Origin of the sequence: Streptomyces ficellus (genome assembly GCF_030406405.1) — a bacterium.
Taxonomy (GTDB): Bacteria; Actinomycetota; Actinomycetes; order Streptomycetales; family Streptomycetaceae; genus Streptomyces; species Streptomyces ficellus_B.
On record NZ_JAUEPL010000004.1, the window covers coordinates 1 to 20879 of the forward strand.

The 20879-nt window shown below is 73.4% G+C and carries 28 protein-coding genes and 1 riboswitch; of the genes, 8 read left to right on the forward strand and 20 right to left on the reverse strand.

Going from position 1 to position 20879, the window contains the following annotated elements; all coding sequences use genetic code 11:
* From cbiQ to QWM81_RS03940, 14 genes are all read right to left on the reverse strand, one after another.
* On the reverse strand, positions 1 to 725 hold a 725-nt coding region (gene cbiQ / locus QWM81_RS03875), incomplete at its 3' end, for a cobalt ECF transporter T component CbiQ (protein ID WP_290110053.1).
* A gap of 7 nt (positions 726 to 732) precedes the next feature.
* A complete protein-coding gene (locus tag QWM81_RS03880; protein ID WP_290110054.1) occupies positions 733 to 1176 on the reverse strand; it encodes an energy-coupling factor ABC transporter substrate-binding protein in 444 nt (147 codons plus the stop codon).
* Complete coding sequence (locus QWM81_RS03885; RefSeq protein ID WP_290110055.1) at positions 1173 to 1880, reverse strand: energy-coupling factor ABC transporter permease; 708 nt, start codon at positions 1878 to 1880, stop codon at positions 1173 to 1175. The genes QWM81_RS03880 and QWM81_RS03885 overlap by 4 nt, the downstream gene beginning before the upstream one ends.
* A gap of 29 nt (positions 1881 to 1909) precedes the next feature.
* Positions 1910 to 2102, reverse strand: a riboswitch (cobalamin riboswitch).
* 65 nt (positions 2103 to 2167) lie between these two features.
* Positions 2168 to 2590, reverse strand: coding sequence for a PTS sugar transporter subunit IIA domain-containing protein (locus QWM81_RS03890; protein WP_290110056.1), 423 nt, complete (start codon positions 2588 to 2590; stop codon positions 2168 to 2170).
* On the reverse strand, positions 2587 to 3189 hold the full coding sequence (gene dhaL, locus QWM81_RS03895; RefSeq protein ID WP_290110277.1) for a dihydroxyacetone kinase subunit DhaL: 603 nt from the start codon (positions 3187 to 3189) through the stop codon (positions 2587 to 2589). The genes QWM81_RS03890 and dhaL overlap by 4 nt, the downstream gene beginning before the upstream one ends.
* A 5-nt stretch (positions 3190 to 3194) precedes the next feature.
* On the reverse strand, positions 3195 to 4187 hold the full coding sequence (gene dhaK, locus QWM81_RS03900; RefSeq protein WP_290110058.1) for a dihydroxyacetone kinase subunit DhaK: 993 nt from the start codon (positions 4185 to 4187) through the stop codon (positions 3195 to 3197).
* 173 nt (positions 4188 to 4360) lie between these two features.
* Entirely contained in the window at positions 4361 to 4780 is a 420-nt protein-coding gene (locus QWM81_RS03905) for a CBS domain-containing protein (protein ID WP_290110059.1), read from the reverse strand.
* Between the two features lie 67 nt (positions 4781 to 4847).
* Positions 4848 to 5084 carry a DUF3072 domain-containing protein gene (locus QWM81_RS03910; protein WP_290110060.1) on the reverse strand — a complete coding sequence of 79 codons (237 nt, stop codon included), beginning with the start codon at positions 5082 to 5084 and terminating at the stop codon, positions 4848 to 4850.
* 52 nt (positions 5085 to 5136) lie between these two features.
* Positions 5137 to 5589, reverse strand: a complete 453-nt coding sequence (locus QWM81_RS03915; protein WP_290110061.1) for a YbhB/YbcL family Raf kinase inhibitor-like protein — start codon at positions 5587 to 5589, stop codon at positions 5137 to 5139.
* Between the two features lie 75 nt (positions 5590 to 5664).
* Positions 5665 to 6807, reverse strand: coding sequence for a baeRF2 domain-containing protein (locus QWM81_RS03920; protein WP_290110063.1), 1143 nt, complete (start codon positions 6805 to 6807; stop codon positions 5665 to 5667).
* 130 nt (positions 6808 to 6937) lie between these two features.
* Positions 6938 to 7165 carry a DUF5133 domain-containing protein gene (locus QWM81_RS03925; protein ID WP_290110066.1) on the reverse strand — a complete coding sequence of 76 codons (228 nt, stop codon included), beginning with the start codon at positions 7163 to 7165 and terminating at the stop codon, positions 6938 to 6940.
* Positions 7166 to 7269: 104 nt separating this feature from the next.
* Positions 7270 to 7728, reverse strand: a complete 459-nt coding sequence (locus tag QWM81_RS03930; protein ID WP_290110068.1) for a CBS domain-containing protein — start codon at positions 7726 to 7728, stop codon at positions 7270 to 7272.
* Between the two features lie 290 nt (positions 7729 to 8018).
* Positions 8019 to 8714: a type 1 glutamine amidotransferase domain-containing protein gene (locus QWM81_RS03935; protein ID WP_290110070.1), complete on the reverse strand. Its 696-nt coding sequence runs from the start codon at positions 8712 to 8714 to the stop codon at positions 8019 to 8021.
* Positions 8715 to 8842: 128 nt separating this feature from the next.
* Positions 8843 to 9202, reverse strand: a complete 360-nt coding sequence (locus tag QWM81_RS03940; RefSeq protein ID WP_290110072.1) for a hypothetical protein — start codon at positions 9200 to 9202, stop codon at positions 8843 to 8845.
* Between the two features lie 151 nt (positions 9203 to 9353).
* Here QWM81_RS03940 and QWM81_RS03945 point away from each other — a divergent pair, with 151 nt between their 5' ends.
* Entirely contained in the window at positions 9354 to 9623 is a 270-nt protein-coding gene (locus QWM81_RS03945; RefSeq protein ID WP_290110074.1) for a DUF1876 domain-containing protein, read from the forward strand.
* 94 nt (positions 9624 to 9717) lie between these two features.
* Here the strand turns inward: QWM81_RS03945 and QWM81_RS03950 are convergent, their stop codons facing one another.
* The gene (locus QWM81_RS03950) at positions 9718 to 10122 is read right to left on the reverse strand and encodes a ChaB family protein (RefSeq protein WP_290110278.1); all 405 of its coding nucleotides are present in this window, start codon (positions 10120 to 10122) and stop codon (positions 9718 to 9720) included.
* A 170-nt stretch (positions 10123 to 10292) separates the two neighbouring features.
* On the opposite strand from QWM81_RS03950, the gene QWM81_RS03955 reads away from it, so the two are divergent.
* The 4 genes from QWM81_RS03955 to QWM81_RS03965 all read left to right on the forward strand — a co-directional run bounded on the left by QWM81_RS03955 (position 10293) and on the right by QWM81_RS03965 (position 12626).
* Positions 10293 to 10742, forward strand: a complete 450-nt coding sequence (locus QWM81_RS03955; protein WP_290110075.1) for an SRPBCC family protein — start codon at positions 10293 to 10295, stop codon at positions 10740 to 10742.
* A gap of 256 nt (positions 10743 to 10998) precedes the next feature.
* Positions 10999 to 11196, forward strand: coding sequence for a transposase domain-containing protein (locus tag QWM81_RS29060; RefSeq protein ID WP_353938276.1), 198 nt, complete (start codon positions 10999 to 11001; stop codon positions 11194 to 11196).
* Between the two features lie 267 nt (positions 11197 to 11463).
* Positions 11464 to 11880 carry an ester cyclase gene (locus QWM81_RS03960; RefSeq protein WP_290110076.1) on the forward strand — a complete coding sequence of 139 codons (417 nt, stop codon included), beginning with the start codon at positions 11464 to 11466 and terminating at the stop codon, positions 11878 to 11880.
* 362 nt (positions 11881 to 12242) lie between these two features.
* Positions 12243 to 12626, forward strand: a complete 384-nt coding sequence (locus QWM81_RS03965; protein WP_290110077.1) for a VOC family protein — start codon at positions 12243 to 12245, stop codon at positions 12624 to 12626.
* A gap of 88 nt (positions 12627 to 12714) precedes the next feature.
* Here QWM81_RS03965 and QWM81_RS03970 read toward each other — a convergent pair whose 3' ends face one another.
* Both QWM81_RS03970 and QWM81_RS03975 read right to left on the reverse strand, forming a co-directional pair.
* On the reverse strand, positions 12715 to 13629 hold the full coding sequence (locus tag QWM81_RS03970; protein ID WP_290110078.1) for a hypothetical protein: 915 nt from the start codon (positions 13627 to 13629) through the stop codon (positions 12715 to 12717).
* Between the two features lie 102 nt (positions 13630 to 13731).
* Positions 13732 to 14802: an ABC-2 transporter permease gene (locus QWM81_RS03975; RefSeq protein WP_290110079.1), complete on the reverse strand. Its 1071-nt coding sequence runs from the start codon at positions 14800 to 14802 to the stop codon at positions 13732 to 13734.
* 236 nt (positions 14803 to 15038) lie between these two features.
* On the opposite strand from QWM81_RS03975, the gene QWM81_RS03980 reads away from it, so the two are divergent.
* The gene (locus QWM81_RS03980) at positions 15039 to 15395 is read left to right on the forward strand and encodes an STAS domain-containing protein (RefSeq protein WP_290110080.1); all 357 of its coding nucleotides are present in this window, start codon (positions 15039 to 15041) and stop codon (positions 15393 to 15395) included.
* Between the two features lie 5 nt (positions 15396 to 15400).
* Positions 15401 to 16324, forward strand: a complete 924-nt coding sequence (locus QWM81_RS03985) for a sensor histidine kinase (protein ID WP_290110279.1) — start codon at positions 15401 to 15403, stop codon at positions 16322 to 16324.
* Positions 16325 to 16383: 59 nt separating this feature from the next.
* Here QWM81_RS03985 and QWM81_RS03990 read toward each other — a convergent pair whose 3' ends face one another.
* Complete coding sequence (locus QWM81_RS03990; RefSeq protein ID WP_290110081.1) at positions 16384 to 17400, reverse strand: DUF6777 domain-containing protein; 1017 nt, start codon at positions 17398 to 17400, stop codon at positions 16384 to 16386.
* A 374-nt stretch (positions 17401 to 17774) separates the two neighbouring features.
* On the opposite strand from QWM81_RS03990, the gene QWM81_RS03995 reads away from it, so the two are divergent.
* Positions 17775 to 19037 carry a streptophobe family protein gene (locus tag QWM81_RS03995; RefSeq protein WP_290110280.1) on the forward strand — a complete coding sequence of 421 codons (1263 nt, stop codon included), beginning with the start codon at positions 17775 to 17777 and terminating at the stop codon, positions 19035 to 19037.
* A 3-nt stretch (positions 19038 to 19040) separates the two neighbouring features.
* Here QWM81_RS03995 and QWM81_RS04000 read toward each other — a convergent pair whose 3' ends face one another.
* A complete protein-coding gene (locus QWM81_RS04000) occupies positions 19041 to 19994 on the reverse strand; it encodes a serine/threonine-protein kinase (RefSeq protein WP_290110082.1) in 954 nt (317 codons plus the stop codon).
* Entirely contained in the window at positions 19994 to 20875 is an 882-nt protein-coding gene (locus QWM81_RS04005; RefSeq protein WP_290110083.1) for a hypothetical protein, read from the reverse strand. Before QWM81_RS04005 ends, QWM81_RS04000 begins: the two co-directional genes overlap by 1 nt.
* Positions 20876 to 20879 lie beyond the last annotated feature (4 nt).

Consider the following 20879-nt stretch of genomic DNA (forward strand, 5'->3'; position numbering starts at 1 on the left):
AGAGTGACGGCGACGAGACCGGCGAGCAGCGCCCCCGTCGCGCCCAGGAAGCGCCCGGAGACCGTCGCCGGCGGCACCAGCACGCGCAGCGTGCCGTCGTAACCGCGCCCGGCCAGCCCGGTCTGGAGCCGCGCCGCACGGTCGAAGGCCCGCACGAACGCGGTCGCGCCCAGACCCGCGAGCGACCGCCAGGCGGCCGCCCGGCTCGTCAGCCCGAGCCGCGCCGCCTGCGCCTCCCGGACGCGCCGGACGGCGTCCAGCAGCAGGAAGCTGATCCGGTACATCACGAGCGCCACATCGACGACCGGGCCGGGCACCCCCGCCCGTACCAGCCGGGGCAGCACATCGCAGACCGGCGTGGTGAACGCGAACAGCAGCACGCCGAGCGACGCCGCCGACGTCCGCAGCAGCAACTGCCCCGCGTGCGCCGGCCCGTCCGGGGCGAGCGTGACGAAGCCGTCCGCCCCGCCCACCTGGAACAGCAGCGGAACGGCGCCCGTCACACAGAAGCCGAGCGGAATGCGCCACGCACGCCACAGCTGCCGGGGCGCGACGCCGGCCGGACCGAGCAGTACGGCCAGCGTGGCGGCCGCGACGAGCACGGCACCGGGCCATGGCGGCAGGCACACCGCGCACAGCGTCAGCCCGAACCCCAGCACGGCCTTCTCGCACGGGTGACGGCGGCGCCAGCGACTGCTGTGCGCCGCCGCGTCGATCGGCAGCACCGGGCGGCTACTCGGCGGACCGGGCGCCGTCGCCCGCGCCCGCCGCGCCCGGCACCGCCGCCCGGTCGGCCGCCGGGGCCTCACCGGGCGCGCCCGCCTCGCCCGCCATCCGCGCCGCACCGCTCGACGGCGCCGCCACCCCCTCGCGTGCCCGTGCCTCACCCTGGCTGCGCCCGCGGCGCAGCCCGAAGTAGTACGCGAGGACCCCCGCCCCGATGGCGGCCTGGAGCGAGAACAGCGCCGACTCGATCTCCCCCGAAGGCGGCTCGTACAGCGGGCTGAACCACGGCTGGTAGTCGGGCCGGTTCTCGGTGATGGCCGTCTCGGCCTGCGCGTCCGCGCCCGTGAACGGCTCCTCCTTGTGGTCGCCCATGCCCAGCGCGAGGGGGAGGACGACCAGCGCCACGACGACGAGCAGCAGCAGCGTATTGATCTTGGCGTTACGGCTCATCGGGCCACGGCCTCCGTCTCCTTCGTCCCCTTCGTCGCCTTCTTCTCCCACAGAACGCCGAGCCGGGTCAGGTCGCCCTTGCTGGACTGCGTCAGCAGTCGCATCACCAGCACGGTGAGCAGGCCCTCGCTGACCGCGAGCGGCACCTGCGTGACGGCGAAGATCCCGCCGAACTTGGCCAGCGCCCCGAGGAAACCGCTGCTGGGGTCCGGGAAGGCGAGCGCCAGCTGCACGCTGGTGACGCAGTACGTGGACAGGTCGGCGACGAACGCCCCGAAGAACACGCTGACCATCAGCGGCACGTCGAAGCGCCGCAGCAGCCAGTAGACCCCGAACCCGGCCCACGGCCCGACGACCGCCATGGAGAAGGCGTTGGCGCCGAGCGTGGTCAGCCCGCCGTGGGCCAGCAGCAGTGCCTGGAACAGGAGCGTGATGGTGCCCAGCACCGCCATGATCGGCGGCCGGAACAGAATGGCGCCCAGCCCCGTACCGGTGGGGTGCGAGCAACTGCCCGTCACGGACGGCAGCTTCAGAGCGGACAGGACGAAGGTGAACGCACCGGAGGCACCGAGCAGCAGAGTGGATTCGGGGTTGGCCCTGACCTCCCGGGTCAGGGCCCGTACGCCGTGGGCGACGAACGGAGCGGCGGCGGCGGTCCAGGCGACCGCGTGCACAGGGGGCAGATACCCCTCGGCGATATGCATGATGGGGAGACCCTCTCCAGCACCTCGTGGATGGACAACGCGCCCTGGCCGGTCTCCTGGCTGACGGGTCATGCCGCCTCGGCTCCGCCTTCCCGGACACCACGGTCTCCCGTGGCGTTCCAGTGGCTTCCCTGGGGATGGAGCCGGACTTCCCGATCACAGTGGCGAGGGCCGCACCGGTACCGCACCGGTTTCCCGTACACCAAGGCGCCCTGACACTAGTGCGTTGACCAGGTACATCACAACCCGCGCACCGGGGCGCACACCGGCTCCATCCCCCGCGGCCGTCACTCCTTGCGGTAGGAGTACGCCTCGGACGCGGCCGCCGCCACCGCGTCCAGGTCCCCGCCCGCCGACGCGGTGACCACCGCCGCCACGGCGCCCTCCACGAAGGGCGCGTCCACCAGCCGCGTGCCGGCCGGGAGTTCGTCGCCCTCGGCGAGCAGGGCCTTCACCGTCAGCACGGCGCTGCCCAGGTCGGCCAGGACCGCCACGCCCGCCCCGCCGTCCACGGAGGTGGCCGCCTCCGTGATCAGCTCGGCGCTGGTGCCGAACCCGCCGTCCGCGGTGCCCCCGGCCGCCGCCACCGGCGCGCTCCCCCCGCCTCCCGCGCCCCCGCCTCCGCCGGCGAGCGCCCGGGCCATGTCGGCGACGGAGGCGGCGACCGCAGCGCTGTGCGACACCAGCACGATGCCGACGCGGGCGCTCACCGGGCCGCCTCCGCTTCCGCCAGCGCCGCGATCAGCAGCGCCGAGGACGTCGCACCCGGGTCCTGGTGCCCGACACTGCGCTCACCGAGATAGCTGGCCCTGCCCTTGCGCGCCCGCATCGGTACGGTGGCGAGCGCGCCCCGCTCGGCGGCCTGCGCCGCCGCGGCGAACGACTCACCGAGCGCGTCGACGGCCGGCTCCAGGGCGTCCAGCATCGTCTTGTCCCCGGCCTTCGCCCCGCCGAGCCCCGCGACCGCCGTCACGCCCGCCCGCAGCGCCTCGGCGAGCTGGGCGGGCGTCACCTCGGCGGCATCGCCCAGGGTCTTGCCGGCGCGCCGCATCAGCGTCCCGTACAACGGCCCCGACGCCCCGCCCACGGTGGAGATCAGCTGCCGCCCGGCCAGCACCAGCACCGCTCCCGGGGTGGCCGTCTCCTCCTTGTCGAGGGCCGCGACCAGCGCGGCGAAACCACGCTGCAGATTGGAGCCGTGGTCCGCGTCGCCGATCGCCGAATCCAGCTCGGTGAGCCGGTCGGCCTCACGCTCGACGGCCGCCGCCGCCAGCTCCATCCACCGCCGGAAGAAGTCCGCGTCCATCACCCGGCTCACCGTCCCCACCGGAGCGCGGCGGTCCGCACCGGCGCGTCCCACAGTCGCAGCAGCTCCTCGTCGGCCTCGCACAAGGTGACCGAGCAGCCGGCCATGTCGAGCGACGTCACATAGTTACCGACGAGGGTGCGGGCCACCGGCACGCCCCGCTCGCCCAGCACACGGTGCACCTCGGCAGTGAACCCGTACAGCTCCAGCAGCGGCGTGGCGCCCATCCCGTTGACCAGCGCCAGCACCGGTCCGCCGGGCTTCAGGTCCTCCAGCACGGCGTTCACCGCGAAGTCCGCGATCTCCCCGGACGTCATCATGGGCCGCCGCTCCCGGCCCGGCTCGCCGTGGATGCCGATGCCCAACTCCAGCTCCCCGGGGGGCAGGTCGAAGGTCGGGCTGCCCTTCGCGGGTGTGGTCACCGCGCTCAGCGCCACCCCGAAACTGCGCGACCTCGCGTTCACCCGCCGGGCGATGGCCTCCACCCGCTCCAGCGGCTGCCCCTCCTCGGCGGCCGCGCCGGCGATCTTCTCCACGAAGAGCGTGGCCCCGGTCCCGCGCCGCCCCGCCGTGTACAGGCTGTCGGCCACCGCCACGTCATCGTCCACCAGCACCTTGGCGACCTGTACGCCCTCGTCCTCGGCGAGCTCGGCGGCCATCTCGAAGTTGAGCACGTCACCGGTGTAGTTCTTCACGATGAACAGCACGCCCGCCCCGCTGTCCACGGCGGCCGCCGCCCGCACCATCTGGTCCGGCACCGGGCTCGTGAACACCTCACCCGGGCAGGCCGCCGTCAGCATCCCGGGCCCGACGAACCCGGCGTGCAGCGGCTCGTGCCCGGACCCGCCTCCGGACACCAGGGCCACCTTCCCGGCGACCGGGGCGTCGCGCCGGAGGACGACCCGGTTCTCCACATCCACGGTGAGCTCGGGATGCGCGGCCGCGATCCCCCGCAGCGCGTCGGCGACGACGGTCTCGGGGACGTTGATCAGCATTTTCAACGGTGTCTCCTGCCAGTTCGGATGCGGCTCGTCGGACCGTTCGAGGTCTCAGCATCGCGTCTCACAGGTCCATTGGTGAAGGGATCACCCCGCGTGGCCGCCCTGACGGCCGGCCCGGGCCGCCGGGGGCCGGCGACCGGGGGTGCGGCGACCGGGGGTGCGGGACTGCCTTGTCACTCGTTGGGTTCGGCGGCGCTGATCTCGGAGAGGGCCGAGTCGGTGTCGCGTTCCACGGCGAGATCTCCCAGGGAGACGATGCCGACCGGCCGGCCGTCCTCGACGACGGGCAGCCGGCGCACCGCGTGCCCGCGCATCAGCTCCACCGCCCGGCTGATGTCGTCGTCCGGTGACACACTGACCAGCTGCTCACTGCACGCGTCGGCGACGCTGTGGTCCTCGGCATTGCCGCCCAGGGACATCACCCGCACCACCAGGTCGCGGTCGGTCACCAGGCCGCGCAGCGTGTCGCCCTCGGCGACCAGGACCGCGCCGATGTCGTCGTCACGCATGATGCGGGCGACTTCGACGACCGAGGTCTGCGGCCCCACGGTCCGTGGTGCTCCCGTCATGATCTCGCGAATCTTCTGTGCCATCACTGCCTCCACCTTCATGCTTCATGTCGGAGCTCCGTCCTCTACTCGCACGGTCCGCGCGGCCGGTTCACCCGCCCTCGCCGCCGGCCGGGCCGCCTCCGGACGCTCCCGGCCGACCCGTGCGGGGCGAGGCCTGTTGCAGGCGGTCGATCATCCGGGACGCCTCGGCCTTGGTGAGGTCCGGCGGAACCTCCTCACCCGCCTCTCGGGCCAGGGTGTGCAGATAGCTCAGCTGCGGGCCGGTGGCCGGTTCGTCGCCGGTCACCCAGTCCTCCACGTCTTTGCTCGGGTTCTCTTCGCTCATGACGTCCGACTACCCCGCTTTCCGCGTCCACCTCTCAGCTTCCGCGCCGCAATCACCGCTGGTAAAGACCCATGAGCGTGCCGGTGGCCAGGTGCCGTGCGTCCACCGCGGCGTGCACGTCCTCGGCGCCGGCGCCGTCCGGGAGCGGCACCGGCTCCGCGAGCGCGTAGAGGCGGAAGAAGTACCGGTGGACCGGGTCGCCGGCGGGGGGCCGCGGGCCGCCCCAGCCGGGGTCTCCGAAACCGTTCGTCCTGGGCTGTCCGCCCGGGGGAGTCCGGCCGGCCTCGACGCCCTCACTGGTGGGGTCGATGCCGGTGACGAGCCAGTGGACGAAGGTCCCCATCGGTGCGTCGGGGTCCTCGCACAGCAGCAACAGTTCCGCCGTGCCGTCAGGCACACCGGTCCACGTCAGCTGGGGGGAGAGATCTTCCCCGTCCTTGGTGTAGCGGCGCGGAATGAAGGCGCCGTCGTCGAACGCGGTGCTCTTGAGTTCGATACCTGCCATGACAGGGGTCATGCCCGGAAGCGGTGCCGGTGAGCTGGGCTGCTCCCCAAGACTCACCGACTGGCGCAATGACGTTCACTGCCCTGGTGCGGGGCTCCCGGGGGCATACCGCAGGAGTACGCCGACGCCGTCGTCCATCGGCATGTCGTCCCTCGGTACGACGGTCAGTTCGGCGCCGGTGCCGGCAGCCGCCCGGAGCAGCGCCGCCCCGGCCCGCTCCTGCCGGACAGAAGTCCCGCCGAAGAGCCGCAGCTCCTCCGCGGACAGGGAGATCTGGGTGTTCCCGGGGCCGACCCACAGCGGGTCCGTGAGGTGTGCGGGCCGGTTGACCAGCAGCGCCTGGGCCTGGCCGCGCCGCAGCGCGGCCACCGTGGCGGCCAGGCCCTCGGAGGCGTCCGGGTACCGGGCCCGCTGCGCCCGGTAGGTGTCGGTGTGCGTCCGGTCCCGCGCGCTCAGGCGCCCGCCCAGCACCTTGCCCACCTCGTCCTCCAGCAGGGCCCGGCGGGGGTCGGCCACCACCCGTCCCTCACCCGCCTCCACGGTGACGGTGCGCTCGCGCAACGTACCGGAGAGGCGGTTCAGCAGGACTCCGCGCGCCCAGGGGTCGTTCTCCTCGACATGGAGCACGATCACCTCGGCGCCGCTGCGGTGGACCATGTCCTCCAGCTTCGCCGCGACAGCGGCCGCGCCCCGCTCCCCGTCCTCGGCCCGCCACTCCCGGTCCACGAGAGGGCGCGGCGCCACCCGGCTCATCGGCCACCGCCCGGCCTGGAACGTCGCCACCACGTCCAGGACATCGCCCTGCCCGCCCGCCTTCCCGCCGGGTTCCGGGCGGCGTTCGCGGCGCACCGCCACGGCCACGTACGGAATGTCCGGGGCGTGCTGCACGGCCAGCGGCAGGGCGTCGGGGATCTCGCCGAGGCGGGCGGAGTCCCGTACCGGTGGCTCGGGCAGCTCCTCCGCCAGCAGGAGGCGGCCGTGCGCCGCGAAGAGGGCCTTGCCGTGCCGGCCCGGGACCTCCTGGTCCGTCCTCACCATCTCGGAGAGCGCCGCTACGGTCGCGCGGTCGGCGCCCTGGGCGGTGAGGTCGTCCCGCAGGTGCCGCCAGCGCAGCTCCACGGCCTTGTCCGGATCGCCGATGTCGCGGGAGGTGTCCAGATAGACGCTCGCGACGGGGTCCGGTGCGGCGTACAGCGGATCGAGGAAGGACAGCTTCACGGCTCTCCTCGCTTTCGTACGGCCTCAGGGTGACGAGAGGGGTGACGAGAGAGCCGTGCGCGCCATGTGCTCCGGCCCCTGTGCCGGGTACCCGCCACCGGGCCGCGCCACCACCCGGTGACGTCCCGCGTCAGGCGCTCAGCAGCGAGTCGTCCTCGGGGCGGGCGCCGGGCAGCCGGTGGCGGGCGGCGACGAGAGCGGCGTCCACGTCACTGGTGCCGGTGCTGACACACAGGGTGTAGGCGATGTCGTCCATACGCTGCTGGACCTCGGGGCTCCCCTCCTCGGCGTGGAGGACCCTCAACGTCTCGTACTGCTCGATGAGGTTGCTCAGAACCACGGGATGGGCCATCAGCACGACAGTCTCCTTTCACGCCAGGCGCCGTTCGCCTCACATGAAGCCGCTGCTACCCGCAGCCACTTGCTCCATGCGCGACGGCCACGCACTCGGGCACGCCGCGCTCACGTCGCATGGACGAAATGCCGCATGAGGCGGGCGGCCGTCACGGTGCCCAGCAGCCGTACCTCGTCGGCCTCGCGCTCGATCACCGCGACGAGCGGACTGTGCGTACGGGCCATCAGCGCCGCGATCTCCATCGGGCGGGCGTCCGGTCCGACGAAGAGCGGCGGATACAGACGCCGGGGCGCCCACTCGGCGACCGTCATCCCCTCCAGCCGCTCCAGGATGCCGTTGGCGTCCCTGTCGTTGACGGTGGCCGCCAGCAGCGGATCCTCGACGAGGTAGTCCGGCAGCAGCTGCCGCACGAGCTGGGAGCCCGGCACGATGGCGTGCGGCTGGCCGTCCGAGTCGAGCACCAGCAACGCCGGCAGTGATTGTTCGGCCAGCATCCGGGCTGCGGCAACGGCGTCGTCGTCCGTCGAGACGTACGGGTACGGCTCGGCGAGGTCACGGGCGTGCATGACGGTCTCCTTGCTGCTCTGCTCTGCGCTGCGCTGCCTCGGCACGTCCGTGGCCGGGCCGCTTCCGCGGGCCCCGGGGGAGGGGCGCCGGCGGGCGTACGCGGCGCCGGCTCCCCGGCACGCGCACACCGCACAGTCACGTGCCTACCCGGGATGCGACGCGCCACGAGGGGCGACGGCGTCACGGCCCGCACAGCCCCACCCGGACGGCGCAGCGGGTGCCCCGAGGCCGCCCTCACGAACGTGGGCGGCCCACGCCTCCCGGCCGCCGCCCGGGGGCCGCCCTGCGATCAGGCCAGCTTCTTCAGCAGTTCGGCGGCGAGCGGCGCGGAGGAGGACGGGTTCTGGCCGGTGACCAGGTTGCGGTCGACCACCACGTGCGGGGCCCACGGCTCGCCCTCCTGGAAGTCGGCGCCGATCTCCACCAGGCGGTCCTGGAGCAGCCACTTCGCCTTGCCGGCGAGGCCCGCCTGGGTCTCCTCGGCGTTGGTGAAGCCGGTCAGCCGGTACCCCGCGAAGGCGTTGGTGCCGTCCTCCTTGCGGGCGGCGAGCAGCGCGGCCGGGCCGTGGCACACCACGCCGAGCGGCTTGCCCGACTCCAGGGCGAGGGTGAGCAGCCGGCCGGACTCGGCGTTGACCGCCAGGTCCTCCATCGGGCCGTGGCCGCCGGGGTAGAAGACCGCGGCGTACGCGTCGAGGTCCACGTCCTCCAGCGGGACCGGGTGCTGGAACTCGGTGAGGGACGCCAGGGTGTCGGCGACCCTGGCGGCGCCGTCCTGGCCGCCGTTGACCTCGGGGGCGAGGCTCGCCCGGTCGACGGCCGGCACGACGCCGCCCGGGGTGGCGACCACGACCTCGTGGCCGGCCGCCCGGAACGCCTCGTACGGAGCGACGGCCTCCTCGGCCCAGAAGCCGGTGGGGTGCTTGGTGCCGTCGGCCAGGGTCCAGTGGTCGGCGCCGGTCACCACGAAAAGGATCTTCGACATGGTTCCTCCGGGGAGTGGGGCCCGCGTGGGGCGGGGAACGGTTCGCTCTCGACCGTAGGCCGACCGGCGTACGACGATCCAATGACGGAGCCGATCGCGCGTATGCGCTTTCCCAGGGCACGCGGGCCCTACACCTGCCGTCCCGCGGGATGCGGTGCTATCGAGGCGACCGGCGGCGTGTCGCTCAGGTGCGCCACCTGGTGCCGGGGGCGGTCCGGGGCGGCGGCGCCGGATAGGGCGGCCGTCGTGGGACCGGCGGCGGGCGCGGCCTTGGTCCGCTCGTCGGGCGCGTTGGCCACGGAGGACCAGGTACGCAGCCGATGGCTCGCCGCGTCGTCGAGGGTCACGGGAGCCCCGCGCTGCTCGGCCAGGCGGCTCGCCTCCCGGCCGAGCGCCGCGATGTCGTCCCAGCGCAGCCGGAGCACCACGGACACTTCCGCGCTGCCGTCCGGGAGACCTCGCATCGTCAGCTTGTCGCGCTCGTTCATGGCCACTCCTGTTCGTCGCCGCGGAGACGTTCCACCGCTAGTACGCACGGTCCCGGTGTGCCGTTCAGCGCCCGCCGATCCATGCCCCTCGCATGGGTGCGTGCGGGCATCCGCGGGTGCACGCTGGAGGAGTGACCAGGAGGTGAGTGTCATGCAGACGATCGTCGGATGGCACGTGGACATCGAGTTCACCGAGGAAGACGGCAAGACCCGGGCGGCCTGCATGGTCAGGCTTCCCGACGGCACCGAGATGCGCGCCCACGGCAACGCCAAGCGGCACCCGAACGACATGGAACAGCAGCGCGTCGGCGAGGAGATCGCCGCGGCACGCTGCCTGAACGAGCTGTCCCGAAATCTGATGAAGAAGGCGGGCGGGGAAATCGAGGAGGTGACCCACGTTCCGGCGCATCTGGCCATGTGAGCCGCAGGGTGCGCGAGGGTCACGGCCGGCCGCCGGCCGTGGCCCTTCGGCGTGACCTCCCGCACGGCCGCGATCTGCCGCGGCCGGGGAGGGGTCAGGACGACCGCGCCCGGCGGGTCTCCGCCCTGTTGGCCTTGCGAATGGCCTCCAGCAGCTCGGCCTTCGTCATCCGCGACCGGCCGCCGATGCGCAGCTTGCCGGCGATCTCGTAGAGGTGCTGCTTGGTGGCGTTCTCGTCGACACCCTCACCGCTACGGCCGCCCTGCTGCCTCGGCCGCGCCGCCAGCGGGTCCGAAGGCCCCTTGCGGCCGCCTTCCTTGCGCTCCCAGTGGTCGCCGACCTTCTCGTACATGTGCTTGAGGGCGCTGTACGCCACCCGGTGGGCACGCTCGCCCTCGCCGTACTGCTCGACGGCCGAGTCGTGCGCCTTGACCCACGTACGCTGCGCGCTCTTCGGTGAGCGCCGCAGGGTCGACGGCAGCTCCTGCTCTCCTGGCACGCTCATCACCTCCCTACGGCTCCACCGAGGACGGGTGTCCGCCATCGCCCGCGACAAACGGGGCCATGACCGTGGGCACAGGGGGCACACGAGGACCGGAGGGGAACCGATGCGGTCGTTGCCCGGCGTACGGCCGGGGCTGTCGGGTCCCGGGAAAGGACGGACATCACATGTCGCAGGTCGAGGAGTCCATCGAGGTCCGCGTGCCGGTGCGCACCGCGTACAACCAGTGGACGCAGTTCGAGACCTTCCCCGAGTTCATGGAGGGCGTGGAGCGCGTCGAGCAGCGCACCGACACCCTCACCCACTGGGTGACGCAGGTGGACGGCGCCGCCCGGGAGTTCGACGCCGAGATCACCGAGCAGATCCCGGACGAGCGGGTCGCCTGGACGACCGTGGGCGGCGAGGTGAAGCAGGCCGGAGTGGTGACGTTCCACCGCATCGACGACACCACCACGAAGGTCATGCTGCAGATGGACTTCGAGCCCGAGGGAGTCACCGAGACCGTCGGCGACAAGCTGGGCTTCGTCAAGCGGCAGGTCACCGGTGATCTCAAGCGGTTCAAGAGCTTCATCGAGTCGCGCGGCGCGGAGACCGGCGCCTGGCGCGGCCAGGTCTGATCCACGCCCCGGCCGGGTCGGCCCCACCCTCCGGCCCGTCCGGGCCGGACGGGTGACGTGACGCCGCGTCGGCGCGGTGACTGCCGCCGCCCGCCCGGCCGAGGTGGCAGAGTCGGGCCCGTTAACTCCAAGCGCTCTGCTCACTGGGGCTGCTGGGCCAGGCCCCCGGACGGCTCCCACCGTCCGGGGGCCTCGGTCTGCCCGTGCGGTCGCTTGTGAGCAGCGGAGACGGTTGCCCCGCGTGTGACGGGGCGGGGTGCGGGACGGCGGGTGCGAGCCGGCTGAGCGTCGCCGTCGGCTCCCGTCGGCGCGGCTGATCGTGTACGTCGTCCTGACACTGTGTCTCTTCGCGCGAGAGCCGTACGAGGAGGTGCTCCGGGCGCCCACCAGCGGCAGCGGCATCCCGGCCAGTCGGGGCATCGCGCGTGAACCGGTCGCCGCTGTGCGGGCGTGAGCCCGCCTCGGGGAGGATGTGCTGGAGACCGTGTTCCGGCTCGTACCTGTCGTCGGCCGACCGGGCGAGGAGGCCCGGCAGCCGCGCGGGAGGGCCGGAAGCCGCCCCGCACGTGATCTGCATCCGCAGTGCCGGTGGGGTGAAGCCGAGGCGCGCGTCGGCGCGGCGACGGCGCCGCGCTGAGACCTGATCGGAGACGCTGTCCGCCGGAGAGTGGGTGCCGACGAGAGGGCCGGCATCCACCGGCACTGACAAGGAGATTGCTACGTGTCCGTCGAGACAAATAAGGCCGTGGTACGCCGGTTTTACGAGGAAGTGCTCAACGGGCGGCGCATGGAGGCCGTCGACGAGCTGGCCGCGATGGACTACCAGGAGCACGACCCACTGCCCGGGCAGCGCGAGGGGCGCGAGGGGCTGAAAGACCGAGTGACCATGCTCGTGGAGGGGCTGGCACCCACCTTCAGCATGGACGACATCATCGCCGAGGGAGACCGCGTCGTCGTCCGTTGGACCAACAGCGCCACCCACTCCGGAACTTTCCTGGGCATCCCCCCGACGGGACGATCATGCCGCTTCGCCGGAGTCGACATCTTCCGGCTGGACGGCGGTCGACTCGTCGAACACTGGCACGTCGTCGATCAGCTCTCCATGCTCCAGCAACTGGAATTGCTCCCGTCGTCCTGAGCTCCAGCCGGTCCGGCACGTCAAGAGTCAACAGGGGGTGCGCCGGGGCATGGGAGCGGTCGGCAGACTCCTTGCACACCTACCGCCACCACCGCTGCCGCGGTAGGCATCCCGGCCTCCCGGAGTCCGGTCCTGCGACAACACGGCCGGAACGGCGGGGCCGAGGTCGCCACTCAAGCTGACCACCTGTTCGGTGAACTCTGCCGGGTCGGCCGTGTGCAACGTCCACGGCGGGGCCGGCCGCGCTGCGGTTGCCGTTCGCGTCCCGCAGTGGCGGGGAGCGCCGCTATCGGAGGACTGGTGACCTTCACCGGCAGTCCACGGCGGCCAAGCCCGTCACGTCATCTCGTAAAGTGACGGCCATGGCATGCCGCATCAGTGAACTGGTCATCGACGCTGCGGACCCCGACCGGCTGGCCGCGTTCTGGAGCGACGTCCTCGGCTACGTCGAGCTCGATCGGGAGGGCGACGGAAGCATCGCGATCGGCCCGCCCGACGCCGGTTTCGGCGGCCCGCAGCCCATCCTCGTCTTCAGCCCGGCCAGTGACCCCCGGACGGAAAAGCTCCGGCTGCACATCGATGTCAACGCCACCGACCGCGACCAGGACGCTGAGCTGGAACGACTGCTCGCTCTCGGCGCAAGGCCCGTCGACATCGGCCAGACCGGCACCGAAAGCTGGCACGTCCTGGCCGACCCCGAGGGCAACGAGTTCTGCCTCCTGCGCACCCGGCTCAAGCCGCTGTGACGGTTGTGTCCTCGTGCCGTCAAGCGCCGGAAAGGTAGGACCGGGGCGGCTGCCCCCGGGCTGCCTCCCGGAGGAGGCGGCGGGCCCGTCACGCGAGGCGGTCCAGCAACTGCCGGCAGGCGCCGTTGACCTGAGGGTGGCTCAGGTACTCGGTGACGCCGTGGTGGTTGCCGCTGTCGTTGGCCACCAGGACGTCCGTGACCCGGTCGGCCGGTGCGTACTCGGGGCGCAGGGTGTGGTCGAGGGCCACCAGGTCGCGCAGGTCGGAGGCGTTGAGCCAGGCCCGTACGCCGGCCGGCACCGAGGGCGGCCGCGCCAGATGGCCCTGCACCTCCGCGATACCCAGCGGTGAGCCGAGGGTCACGAAGAGCTCGGTCTCCCCTTCCGCCTCCGCCAGCGTCTCGTAGGCGACGACGGAGCCCAGGCTGTGGCCGACGACGAGGAGCGGGGCGTCGCCGGCGTCCTCCAGCTCCGCCGCGACGACGTCGCGGATGGCCGCACGGGCTCCGCCGAAGAAGTAGGCGTGGGCGTCCTTGAACGTGTGCTTGACGAGGACGCGGAAGACGGCTCTGCGGACCTCCGCCGGCAGGGGCGGCGCCGGAAGCCCGCCCGACTCCTCGGCCCGGGTCACCGTGTCCGCCAGGTACGTCATGTCCCGGAGCCAGCCACCGAGCGGATCGCCCGGCTCCCCGGTCCAGGGGCCCTCCGGCGCGGTGCCGCCCGACTCGAACCACGCCTCGCCCAGCGTGCGCGCCAGGAACTCCTCCGGCGGCTCGTCCCATACGGGCGCGGGTGTCTCGTCCGCGACGCCCTCCGGCCCGCCGTCCAGGGGGTCCGGCCGTTCATCGGGCAGCGGCGACTCGTACCGCACCGGAGCCCAGTACGCCATGCGCGACACCTCGCCCAGGTCCCGGCCGAACAGGGCGCTGTCCCACCGCGCCTTCAGCAGCTCCGGACGGACCTTGTTGCCGCTGCCGTGGACGTAGATCACCCTCGCGCCCATGGTGCCTCCCGCCCCCCACGAAGAAGACGGTCACTCTCAGTATCCGCCCGGGAGGACGCCCCCGCCATTCAGCCGGACCCGCGCACATGGTGCTCGGCCCCGTCAGGCCGCCGCGTGCGCCGGGGCGCGGTCGCGGCCGCCCGGGTGGCGGTGGCGCCAGAACCAGAACACCGCGCAGGACACCAGCGCCCACGCCGCCAGCACGGCGAACGGGAAGACGTGCTGGTGACCGCCGAAGTACACGGCCTGGTGCTGGGCGTTCACCGAGGCGCCCGGCGGCAGCCAGCGCCCGATGTGCCCCAGCGCGGACGGCAGCAGCGGCCAGGAGACCGCACCCCCCGAGGACGGGTTGCCCAGCAGCACCATCAGCCCCCACGTCGGCAGCATCGCCCACCGCCCGATCAGGGTGTTGAACATCGTGAACACCATGCCCGACGCGAACATCGTCAGCGACAGGATCAGCCACGACTCCGCGAACGGCAGATCCAGCGCGCCCAGCAGCCAGTCGACGCTCGCGGCGATCGCGAAACCGCCGAGCAGCGCGTACGCCACGGTGAAGGCGATCCGCTCGGCGGGGTCGAGCGCGCGGGCGTGCACGCTCAGCTGAATGGCCCCGACGAAGCCGATGATGACGGCGGCGAGTGAGATGTAGAACAGCGCCAGCCCCCGGGGATCGCCTTCCTGCAACGGTTTGATGTCCCGGACCTCGACCGGCACGCCGGTCTCCCGGCCCACCGCCGCGCCGGACTCCGCCAGCAGCTGCGCCACGCTCGCGCCCGCCGCGCCGGCCACGTCCAGCTCGACGGCGCGCGGCCGGACGGTGAGGATCGCGAAGACCTCCTGCTCCTCGACCGCGCGCCGCGCGTGGGCCGCGCTGTCGTACGGGCGCAGCTCCAGAGAGGCGTTGAGCGCCTCGTTCATGCCGTCGATGAACTTCCCGCCCGCCGCCGTGTCCGTGGCGCCGACCACCGCCGCGGGAATCCGGTGGGGCGTCGGATTCGCCATGGCGTACGTGTACGAGCCGGCGAACATCGCGGCCGCCGCCGCCAGGATCAGCACCAGCACGGAGGCCGGCAGGAAGGGCGACGTCGTGAACGCCGACCACCTGTCGGCCCGAGTCGGGGGGCGGCCGTGGGCACCGTGCGCCGCCTTGGCATCATCTGTGTCGGACATGCGGCCAGGCTAGATCGCGCATATCCGTGAGAAAGCCGGGCACGCGTGTGGCGACCGGGTACGGGCTTCCGTGACCGGCTTCGCCGCGAGCGTCGCCCGGGGTACGGTCAGCAGGCTGTACGGCCCCCGAAGATCGCCACGAATCCCTCAGGGTTCGCTCGCCGGATCGGGGCCGGGAGGCGGGGCCGCGGACGGAGAACCGCGGAGCGGATGGCGACGGAGAGCGCGGAGGGTTCATGGCGGAGCTGCCCGGCGAGGACGGGTCCCGGTCCGGGCGTCCTCGGTGCCCGCTCGTGGCCGAGGAGGACGAGTCCGGGGATGTGGGCCTGGTCCACGTGAGGGGCCAGGTCTATCTGGACACCCTCATGGAGTGGGAGCGGATTTTGGGCGGCCTGCGCGGTCGCGAGGGGGACATTCACATGGATCTGTCCGGTCTCACCTTCGTCGACGTGGCCGGCGCCAGTTCGCTCGCGCGCACGGCGCAGAGCCTGCCCGGGGGCCGGCGGATCCTCATCGAGAGCCCGCCCGCCTCCCTGAGTCGTGTGCTGGAGATGTTCTGGCCGGAGCTGGTGTCGATCGAGGTGGCGAAGTGAGCGAGATGGGGCCGACGGCCGAGCCGTTCGTGCACCCGGCCCTGTTCTACGCGGACGAGGCCGGGTACCTGGCCGGAACCGTCCCGTTCGTCGAGGAAGGCCTCGCGGCGGACGAGCCGGTCGCGGTGGCCGTTCCCGGCGCGAACCTCGCCCTGCTGCGCAAGGCGCTGGGCGGGGACGCCGAGCGCGTCCACCTGATGGACATGGAACAGGTGGGCCGCAATCCCGGGCGGATCATCCCGCGCGTGCTGCGCGGCTTCGCCGACGCTCACCCCGGCCGTCACGTCAGGATCATCGGTGAGCCGATCTGGCAGGGGCGCAGCGCCAGCGAGTACCCGGCCTGCGCACAGCACGAGGCGCTGATCAACCACGCGTTCACCGGCCGTGCGGCCACCATCCTGTGCCCGTACGACACCTCCGCGCTCGACGCGGCGGCGCTGGCCGACGCGCGTGCCACGCACCCGCTGCTCATCGAGGACGGCGTCGAGCGGGCCAGTGAGGCCTACGCGCCCGACCGGGTCGTGGACGGCTACAACCTCCCCCTGTCCTGTCCGACGGACGCCCGGGACCTGGCGTACGACGCCGGTCTGCTGCCCGACGCGCGGAGCTTCGCCATCGACCACGCCGACGCGCTGGGGCTGCCCGCGGACCGGCGTGACGACATCGCGCTGGCGGTGGCGGAGCTGACCACCAACAGCGTCGTCCACGGTGGCGGCCACGGAACGCTGAGGATCTGGGCCGAGGACGGTCACGTGGTGTGCGAGGTCCAGGACCGCGGCCGGCTCAGCGACCCGCTCGCCGGCCGCCGCCCGGCCGAACCCGGCCAGCTCGGCGGACGCGGCCTGCTGCTGGTCAACTACCTCGCTGATCTGGTGCGCGTCCACACTGTGCCCGACAGCACCACCGTCCGGTGCTACTTCCGGCTGTAGCCGGGTTCGTCGCCGAGGCTCGTCACCGAGGTTCAGCAGCCGAGGTTCGGAGCCAGGGTTCAGTACGCCGGCGGCAGCGGGGCCCCGGGAGCGGCGGGGGAGCCGCCCTCGGGCGGCTGCTCGGTGGCCGTGTCGGCCGGGGGAGCCTCCTCCGTGGCCGTCCCGGTGTCCGCGGTCTCCGGCTCCACCGGGGGTTCCGTGGTCCCCGGGGACTCCGGCGCCTGCGGGCTCGGCGAGGGTGGCGGAGTGGGCTCGGGCGAGGACGGGGGAGGGGAGGTTCCGGTGTCCGTGGGGCTGATGGACGGCGGCTTGGTCTCCCTGTCGTTGTCGGCGTCCGAGTCACCCGGCTTGCGGACGACCCAATCGCCGCTCTCGATGTCGACGATGACGAAGACCTTCACGACCCGCACCGCGGGCTTGACGACCACCGTGTTCGACACCCGGAAGCCCGGCCACGGCGTGCCGACCGGCCGGGGCGCGGTCCTCGTGATCACGGGGTCGGCCAGCGGGTTGCCGCAGGCGCACCGCACCCGTGGCGCACCCCGGTTGTCGACCAGGACGGCGGTGCCGGACTGAAGGGCGGCCTGGTACGGCTGCGGGGCCCCGTCCCGGTAGCCGTGGTTGGTGACCCAGGTGTCCGCCCGCAGCCGCAGCGGTGTCAGCGACCGCAGGTAGTCCGGCACGGTGGGCGGCTGGATACGGAGGGCCGAGGCGAAGGCCCGGTTCTTGGCCGGTTCGGCGGTGAGGTACCGGATCTGGCGCTCGACGTCGCAACTGGCCACCTTCCGGGTGCCGCCGTAGAGGCCGGGGCGCGAACCCTCGTACTGCCTGACGGTGTTGGCGCCGGGCGGCGGGGGAGTCGTGGGCACCTGAACGGTGGGGGACGGTGACGCGTCGGGGTCGTCCCGTGCCGTGGAGTCCGTGAACGGGTCCGGGCCGGTGGCCGCGGCGCTCTGGAGGGAGAGCGTGCCGCTCCCTCCGCCGGTCCCTCCGCCGTCGCCGTCGGGGCGGGTGAGGACGACGGCCAGTACCACCGCCACGACGACCGCGGTCGCGGCGATCGCGATTCCGGGCACCGACCGCCACCAGGGGCGCCCACCGCCCCCCGTGTCACCGGGGCCGCCCCCGCCGCCGGGGCCGCCCCCGCCGGGGCCTCCGCCTCCCGGACCGGAAGGCGGCGGAGGGCCGCCTGTCTGCGGGCGGCCGGACTGGCCGGAGATGGGCCCCGCGGGAGGGCCGGTAGGGCGATCGGAGGGCGGGTGGGAAGTCACGTTTTTCCCTTTCTTCCGTTCCGCGCCATTGTGTGTCCCGTACCCGGGCCGCCCGCAAGCGGACAGCGTCCATTCCGTTACGCACGGACACCGTCCGCGGGCGAGGGCGCGCGGGTGCGCTTAACGTGGCGAGGGTGAGCCGTCAGGGAACCACCGCGCCCAGCGCCGCGCCGAGCGGGATGCGCCGTGCCGTGCACGACTGGCGCGACGCACTCGTCACCGTGCTCGCCGCACTCGCCGTCATGGCCGTCATGGCGGCACTCGGCCTGTGGGCGGCGGGGGCCGCCGGTCTGCCGGAAGGGGCGTTCCCGCGGGTCGTCGCGGCCGTCGTCGTGATCGCGGCGGGCGGGTCGGTGGACCTGACGGGCGAGGCCGGAGCCCTCGCCGGAACGGACGCCGAACTCACCGTCATGCCCCTGTCCGTCACCCTCGCCGGAGCCCTGACGCTGGGGTTCTTCTTCCTGCGGCCGCTGCGGCACCGCGCCGTCACGGGCACCGGTGAGCTCCTCGGCCGCATCGCCCGCACGGCCGTACTGTGGCTGGCCGCGCTCGCCGCGCTGACCGCCCTCGCCCGGCACACCTTCCCGATCGCCCCGCCCGGCTCGCCCGTCGACATCATCGGCGGCCTGCTGGACGCGACGCCCACCGTGGGCTTCCGCGCCGACCTCGGGCTCACGCTCCTGTTCGGCCTGCTGTGGCTGCTCGGCGTCCTCGCCATGGCGCTGCTCGTCTCCCGCCGCGCCCCGCTCCCGACCCGCCTGCTGCGCTACCAGGAGGCCGTACGTCCGGCCGCCTTCTCGATGCTCCTCCTGCTCCTCGCGTACGTCGCCGCCGGCGCGGTCATCGGCCTCGTCGTGGCCGCGACCAAGGGCCACCCGGCGGAGACGTTCGCCGTGCTCCTGCTCGGCCTGCCGAACGTCGTGTGGCTCGCCCTCGGGCTCGGCATCGGCGCCTCCTGGGAGGGCAGGGTGGAAGGCCCGTTCGGCCTGCCGATGCCACACGTCCTGGACGCCGCGCTGCGCGGCTCCCAGGACACCACGCTCACCGTGTCCACCCTGGCGGAGCACGACGGGCGCGCCTGGTGGCTGGTACCCGTCGCCGCCGTCCTGCTCCTCGCCGCCGCCTTCGCCATGGCGGTCCGCTCACCGGCCGGCACCCGGCTGTGGCAGTACGCCCTGCACCTGGGCATCGCCTTCGCGCTCACCATGCTCGTGGTCACCCCCCTCACGCGGATCGTGGCGCGCCTGGGCCTGTCGGTGCTGGGCATCCTGGAGATCGATGACCTGGGCGGCCGGGTGGCGCTGCGGCCGCACGTGTGGACCGCGATCGGCCTGGCCCTCCTCTGGGGCCTGGTCGCCGGCCTCCTCGGCGGCCTGCTCGCCTCACGGGTACGCCGACGCGGCGAGGTCCCGGCCAAGCCGGCCGCGCCCCCCTCGGCGTAACCCTCACAGCTCCCGGAACACCGGCAGTGCCCAGCCCGGCGGCGCCGGTGGCGGCTTCGCGGCGGCGCTGTCGCCCTCCAGCGCCGCCCGCAGCTCCGCCACGAACTGCAGACACGTCTCGTACCGCTCTTCCGGCGCCTTCGCGAGCGCCTTCGCCAGGACGGGGTCGACCGCGGCCGGCAGCCCCGGGCGGTCCCCGGTCAGCGGCGGCGGCGGATCGTACTGGTGGGCCCAGAGCAGCGCCATGTCGTCGTCCCGCCGGAACGGCGGAACCCCCGCCAGCGTCTCGAACACGACGCAGCCCAGGCTGTACACATCGCAGCGGCCGTCCACCGGCCGCCCCGATATCTGCTCGGGCGCCACGTAGTCCAGGGTCCCCACGAACTGGCCCACGCTGGTGAACCCGGTCAGCGACAGGGACTTCTTCGTCAGCCCGAAGTCCGTGAGGTAGACGTGCTCGGGGTGGTCGCTGTCGGTGCCCGGCGCGACCAGGATGTTGCCCGGCTTGACGTCGCGGTGCACCAGCTCGTGCGCGTGCGCCGCGTCCAGCGCCGACGCCACCTGCGCGGCGATCCGCCCCGCCTTGTCGGGCGGCAGCGGACCCTCCCGGTCCAGCAGCGCGCGCAGGTCCTCACCGGCGACGTACCGCATGGCGATGTACAGCACGCCCTCGGTCTCCCCCGCCTCGAAGACCGGCACGATGTGCGGGTGGTCGATCGCGGCGGCCACCCGAGACTCGTGTGCGAACCGGCGCCGGAAGGTGTCGTTGCGGGCCAGCTCCGGCGCGAGCAGCTTCAGCGCCACCGCCCGGTCGAGCCGCAGGTCCCGCGCCCGGTACACCACGGCCATACCGCCGCGGCCGAGCTCGCTCTCCACCCGGTAGTCGGCGATCCGCCGGCCGACCAGCCCGGACGGCCGGCCCGCGGGCAGGTCGTCGCGCGTGACGCGGGCAGCCATCAGCCGTCACCCGCCCGGTCCAGCGGCCCCTCCGGCGGCCCGCCCTCGCCGTCGTCACGCTCACCCCGCTCCACCAGCCGCGTCGGCTCGGCGCCCCCGTCCGGCACCGCCGCGTGGTCCACGACCGCGGTGGGGTCGGGGAGCGCCGCGTGGTCCACGACTGCGGTGGGGTCGGGCGGCGCGGCCGGGTCGGGGAGCGCGGCCGGGTCGACGACCGCGGTGGGCTCCCGCAGCGCCGCGGGGTCCACGACCGCCGTGGGGTCGGGGGGCGCCGCAGGGTCTCGGAGCGCCGCGGGGTCCACGACCCGGGTCGGTTCGGGCCGCACGGGCGACGGGGCGGGGGGAGCCTCCGGCTCGGCCGCCGAAGGTGGCGACGAGGCCGCGTACGTGGACAGCCGCGTGCCGTCGCAGTACAGCCACCGCTCGTGCTCCGCGTCGTACGACCACAGTGCCTCACCGTCCACGACCAGACCCAACCGCAGTCCCCGGGTCCGCAGCCGGAACGTCTCGCCGTCCAGACGTCCCGCCACCAGCTCCTCGACGGCCCGCCGGTACCGGCGCAGCGACTCCTCCGCCCGGACCAGCAGCGGGCGCGGATCGGCGGCCGTGCCCATCGGCCGCCCCACGGCCGGAGGATCCGGCGGTACGGAGACCAGCAGCCGCCCGTCGACCCACGCGGACCAGCCGTTGGAGCACAGGACCTCCCCCCAGTCACCCACCCGGTCCACCAGCTGCACGGGCAGGAACGGGTCCAGCGGCACGGTCGGCCGGTCGGGATCAGGCGCCTCCCAGGCGGGCAGCCCCTCCGCGGGTACGACATGACTGGGCCGGAAGCCGCCGACCTGGGGGCCGGACGTACCGGACGTACCGGGATGGACCATCAGC

Coding starts and splice junctions, on each gene's coding strand:
- QWM81_RS03910 (WP_290110060.1), bottom strand. CDS start 5,084: ATGAGCGAAGAGAACCCGAGCAAAGACGTGGAGGACTGGGTGACCGGC.
- QWM81_RS03935 (WP_290110070.1), bottom strand. CDS start 8,714: ATGTCGAAGATCCTTTTCGTGGTGACCGGCGCCGACCACTGGACCCTG.
- QWM81_RS04005 (WP_290110083.1), bottom strand. CDS start 20,875: ATGGTCCATCCCGGTACGTCCGGTACGTCCGGCCCCCAGGTCGGCGGC.
- QWM81_RS03965 (WP_290110077.1), top strand. CDS start 12,243: ATGGCATGCCGCATCAGTGAACTGGTCATCGACGCTGCGGACCCCGAC.
- QWM81_RS03885 (WP_290110055.1), bottom strand. CDS start 1,880: ATGCATATCGCCGAGGGGTATCTGCCCCCTGTGCACGCGGTCGCCTGG.
- QWM81_RS03880 (WP_290110054.1), bottom strand. CDS start 1,176: ATGAGCCGTAACGCCAAGATCAATACGCTGCTGCTGCTCGTCGTCGTG.
- QWM81_RS03985 (WP_290110279.1), top strand. CDS start 15,401: ATGGGGCCGACGGCCGAGCCGTTCGTGCACCCGGCCCTGTTCTACGCG.
- QWM81_RS03980 (WP_290110080.1), top strand. CDS start 15,039: ATGGCGGAGCTGCCCGGCGAGGACGGGTCCCGGTCCGGGCGTCCTCGG.
- QWM81_RS03975 (WP_290110079.1), bottom strand. CDS start 14,802: ATGTCCGACACAGATGATGCCAAGGCGGCGCACGGTGCCCACGGCCGC.
- QWM81_RS03915 (WP_290110061.1), bottom strand. CDS start 5,589: ATGGCAGGTATCGAACTCAAGAGCACCGCGTTCGACGACGGCGCCTTC.
- QWM81_RS03930 (WP_290110068.1), bottom strand. CDS start 7,728: ATGCACGCCCGTGACCTCGCCGAGCCGTACCCGTACGTCTCGACGGAC.
- QWM81_RS03905 (WP_290110059.1), bottom strand. CDS start 4,780: ATGGCACAGAAGATTCGCGAGATCATGACGGGAGCACCACGGACCGTG.
- QWM81_RS03945 (WP_290110074.1), top strand. CDS start 9,354: ATGCAGACGATCGTCGGATGGCACGTGGACATCGAGTTCACCGAGGAA.
- QWM81_RS04000 (WP_290110082.1), bottom strand. CDS start 19,994: ATGGCTGCCCGCGTCACGCGCGACGACCTGCCCGCGGGCCGGCCGTCC.
- QWM81_RS03995 (WP_290110280.1), top strand. CDS start 17,775: ATGCGCCGTGCCGTGCACGACTGGCGCGACGCACTCGTCACCGTGCTC.
- QWM81_RS03970 (WP_290110078.1), bottom strand. CDS start 13,629: ATGGGCGCGAGGGTGATCTACGTCCACGGCAGCGGCAACAAGGTCCGT.
- QWM81_RS03955 (WP_290110075.1), top strand. CDS start 10,293: ATGTCGCAGGTCGAGGAGTCCATCGAGGTCCGCGTGCCGGTGCGCACC.
- QWM81_RS03940 (WP_290110072.1), bottom strand. CDS start 9,202: ATGAACGAGCGCGACAAGCTGACGATGCGAGGTCTCCCGGACGGCAGC.